This is a genomic window from Rhizobacter sp. (assembly GCF_031412075.1).
Classification (GTDB): domain Bacteria; phylum Pseudomonadota; class Gammaproteobacteria; order Burkholderiales; family Burkholderiaceae_C; genus Rhizobacter.
Window position 1 is genome coordinate 1 of record NZ_JANOCG010000472.1, and the last position, 3756, is coordinate 3756.

A 3756-nucleotide genomic window follows, 5' to 3' on the forward strand; every position below is an offset into this window, starting at 1 on the left:
ATTGGCGACATCAGCGCCACCTCGGTTCGCTTCAATGCATCCAAGAAATTGAGAGACATCGAACCGTTGTGCAAGCTGTCGAGCCTCCAGACGCTGATGATGCAAGAACTGCCTGCCCTGCAAGTGGGCAAGGAGATCAACAAGCTCAAGGCGCTCACAGATTTGCATGTAGAAAAGTGCGGCTGGACAGACTTCAACGAGCTCCGGATCGACGCACTGCGCACGATGTTCGCCTCGAAGCTGGAGTCGCTGCATTTCATCGGGCAGCTTAAGCAGCTGAACGACTTGTTCTTCTGGGAATGCGTTGACGGCGACTTGACTCCAGTGCTGGAGCACCCCGCACTGACACGCATCCGCTTCGTGCCCGCCAAGAAACACTACACGCACAAGCTCGCAGACCTGCAAAAAGCGCTCGCTGTCAGAGTCGCTGCGCGAGTATGACCTTCACGCTTGCTTCTGCACGCCTGCCAATCTCCATCGTCGTGCAACAGCACGCTGATGAAGCCGCCCACCTGCGTGCCACCCGCAGCTTTCTGGTGCGAGCACCGCACGCCGGTTTGCTGCACCTGGCCCGACTTGACGAGCGCATTGCAGCTCACCTCGACGGCTTGAGCGTAGCCGGCGCGCCGGGCCGCGAAATCTGCACGGCAGCGCTGGCGTCCCCCGGCCCGGGCGAACTCTTTGCCGCGGCGAGCAGCGCCCTTGAAGCCAAGGACACCGCGACCCTCGACAAACTGCTGGCGCTGGCCGAATCGCTGCCGGCGGCGCAGGCCGGGCTCATCTCCGCATTTGGCTGGGCGCCAGCAGCCAGCCTGCGCGGTATCACTGGGGCACTGCTCACTTCTGCCAGTGCATTTCAGCGCCAGGTGGCCCTGGCGGCCTGCGCCATGCATCACGTCGATCCCGGAACGGCGCTCACGGAGGCGTTGACCCACGCTGATGCGCAACTGCGCGCACGCGCGCTGCGCGTGGCGGCGCAATGCGGCCGTGTCGACCTCCTGCCCGCTTGTCTGGCGTTGCTGACCGCAGACGACCCGACCTGCCACTACCAGGCCGCTCGCGCTGCGCTGCTGTTGGGCGACCGCGTGGCCTCGGTGGCCGCACTGCTCGTCCTTGCGCGTAGCGCAGGGGCGCGGCAAAGCGCCGCGCTCGCGCTGGTGCTCAAGGTGCTGGCACCCACAGAGGCACACGCTCTGCTCAAAGCCTTGGCGCAAGATGAAAACATGTTGCGCGCAGCGATTCGCGGCATTGGCACAGCCGGCGACGTTCACTACGTTCCCTGGTTGCTCAAGCAGATGAACGACCCCCAGCAGGCTCGAGTCGCCGGTGAATCGTTCAGCCTCATTACCGGCCTCGACCTTGCCTATCTGGACCTCGACCGCCAGCCCCCTGAAGATTTTGAGCTTGGCCCCAGCGACGACCCGGAAGACAGCGCGGTGGCCATGGAGGAAGACGACAACCTGCCCTGGCCCGATCCGCACAAACTCGCCGCCTGGTGGCAAACCAACAGCCACCGTTTCGTTGCCGGCACGCGCAACTTCATGGGTGAACCGCCTACGCCTACGCATTGCGTGTCGGTGCTTGGCACGGCCTTCCAGCGCCAGCGCATGGCCGCAGCCGAATACCTATGCCTCTTGCGACCGGGTACGCCGCTCTTCAACACCGCTGCACCAGCCTGGCGTCAACAACGCGCACTGGCACAGATGATCGGAGAACGCGATGCCGAGCGTTGACGCGCGCTTGATCATGTCGATTCTTGGCCCGCTTTTCCTCGCGTTGGCGGCTTGGCGATACCAACGCGCCGGCAGCCTGGTGCCTCAAGCCCGGGCATGGCTGATCGTCGGCCTCATCTTTAGCGCCGTGGCGGCTTGGCTGTGGTGGAGTCAACCAATCTTGCACTGAAATCCTCCCCCATCGAGGGAGAGATCAGCTATTCGCGAAAGACCCGAAAGCCCATGGTGCTGCCTTGCAGCGCAGGCTCTGCGCTCAGCGTCGCCTTCGGTGTGAGTGAAGAAGACGGCGATGCCCAGCTGCCGCCCTTCAGCATGTACTTCTCACACGGCGGATTCTTGGCGTCGGCGCAGCTCGACGTCCACTGCCACACATTGCCCGCCCAGTCGTACATGCCAATCGAGTTGGGCAAGAACAGCCCCACCGGCGAGGTCTGCGGGAAGCCGTCGTTGCAGGCGGCCTCGCGCCACGGAAAGGCCGAGACGATGGCGGCCGAGCGGTCGTAGCCGTTGGCCGAGCGGCACTCGACAAACGGCACGGCCTGGCGTGTCTTGCCTTCACCGACGTAGCGGCCCTCCTCCACCGCGGCAGCCCATTCGGCATCGGTGGGCAGGCGGTACTTCTTCTTCGTGCGTTGGCTCAGCCACTGGGTGAATTTCACGGCGTCGTGCCAGCTCACGTTGATGGCCGGGTACTTGTCGGCGCCGAGCTCGGCCACGTCACGCGGCTCGCAGACCTTGGCGCGCACGCAGTGCTCGTAGTCGGCCACGGTGACCGGAAAGGCGCCGATCGCGCGCGTGCCACCCAGGGTCACCAGCTGCGGGCAATCGGGGCAGTCGCGCACATAAGCCGGCTCCACGGCCAGGCGGGTCGGCTCGGTGGCGATCAGCCCTTCATAAGCGGCGGCCACCTGCGTGCGCAGCTTGCCGGTGGGCGACAGCTCGAGGTACCGGCGCAGCTCCGGCTTGTTGCGCGTGGCGATGGCCAGTTGCATGCGCTGCTGCTCGGAGTCGAGCGTGGTCGACGCCGAAACATCGACACTCGGCGGCACGAAGTAGAAGTCGCCGACGAGCGAGGTGTTTTCCCAGGGCACCTGCTGGCCCTGGGATTCTTCGGTCACGCCCACCCGCACACGCTTGAACACGTCTTCGACCCGCAGCCCCGGCGCATTCAGGTTCGCCAGCAGGTGCTTGGTGTAGACGCCGTTGCGCCCCTTGCCGTCGAGCGCGACCCTGCCGGGTGAGGTGGCAAACGCCACCAGGCTGCCCTTGGGCGCATCGATGGAGGCCAGCCCCGCGCCCTTGGCCGAGGTGAACGGGTTGTTGCGGCAGGCGTCGAGGATCACCAGGTTGATGGCCGCAGCCTTGCCTTCCAGGCGCTGCAGCACCGAGTCGATCTCCACGCCCTGCTCGACCACGTCGGCCTCGGTCTGCACCTTGGCGTCGACCGGCAGGATGTAGTTGCGCCCTCCCACCTGCACGCCGTGGCCGGCGTAGTAGAACAAGGCCACCGTGCCCGGCGTGATCTTGTCGGCAAAGACACGCACACGTTCATTGAATTCACGCTTGCTGCTGTTGAGCGCCACCACCGTCTCGAAGCCGCGCGCCTTGAGCGCGGCGGCCAGGTCGGTCGCGTCGTTCACCGGGTTGGCCAGGGGCGCTGCGGCGTAGGTCGCGTTGCCCACCAGCAGGGCCACCCGCTTTTGTGCCTGCTTCTGGGCCTGCGCGTCGAAGCCGCTCAAGGCACACAGCGCAAAGGCCACCCAGCCGATCAGGAGTCTGGGCAGCCCCACCATGATGCGATGTGTCAGCAGCTGCGCGCCACGTGCTGGCCCTTGAGGTAGGCGCGGCGCACCGTGCCGGCGGCGATGGCAGCAGCCACGTCCTGGCTGTAGCGCTCGGCGCCGGTGATCTTGCGCACCCACTTGCGATACGGCACCACGCCCTCGGCCGCACCACGCACGGTGCTCACCGCCTCGTTGCCCGCGAGCGTGACGCCGCGTTCGATGAGGCCGGGGTTGGCCGC

3 protein-coding genes and 1 pseudogene are annotated in these 3756 nt (G+C 65.8%); 2 read left to right on the top strand and 2 right to left on the bottom strand.

Features of this window, described 5'->3' with window-relative positions; genetic code table 11:
• The coding region (locus RMO40_RS17800) for a hypothetical protein (protein ID WP_309724289.1) at positions 1–441 on the top strand (441 nt) is incomplete at its 5' end.
• The gene (locus RMO40_RS17805) at positions 438–1733 is read left to right on the top strand and encodes a TIGR02270 family protein (protein WP_309724290.1); all 1296 of its coding nucleotides are present in this window, start codon (positions 438–440) and stop codon (positions 1731–1733) included. The genes RMO40_RS17800 and RMO40_RS17805, both read left to right, overlap by 4 nt.
• Positions 1734–1930: 197 nt before the next feature.
• Here RMO40_RS17805 and RMO40_RS17810 read toward each other — a convergent pair whose 3' ends face one another.
• Positions 1931–3526 carry a caspase family protein gene (locus RMO40_RS17810; RefSeq protein WP_309724292.1) on the bottom strand — a complete coding sequence of 532 codons (1596 nt, stop codon included), beginning with the start codon at positions 3524–3526 and terminating at the stop codon, positions 1931–1933.
• Positions 3527–3537: 11 nt separating this feature from the next.
• A pseudogene (locus RMO40_RS17815) lies at positions 3538–3756 on the bottom strand (hypothetical protein); the annotation flags it as partial.

Coding starts and splice junctions, on each gene's coding strand:
- RMO40_RS17805 (WP_309724290.1), top strand. CDS start 438: ATGACCTTCACGCTTGCTTCTGCACGCCTGCCAATCTCCATCGTCGTG.
- RMO40_RS17810 (WP_309724292.1), bottom strand. CDS start 3,526: ATGGTGGGGCTGCCCAGACTCCTGATCGGCTGGGTGGCCTTTGCGCTG.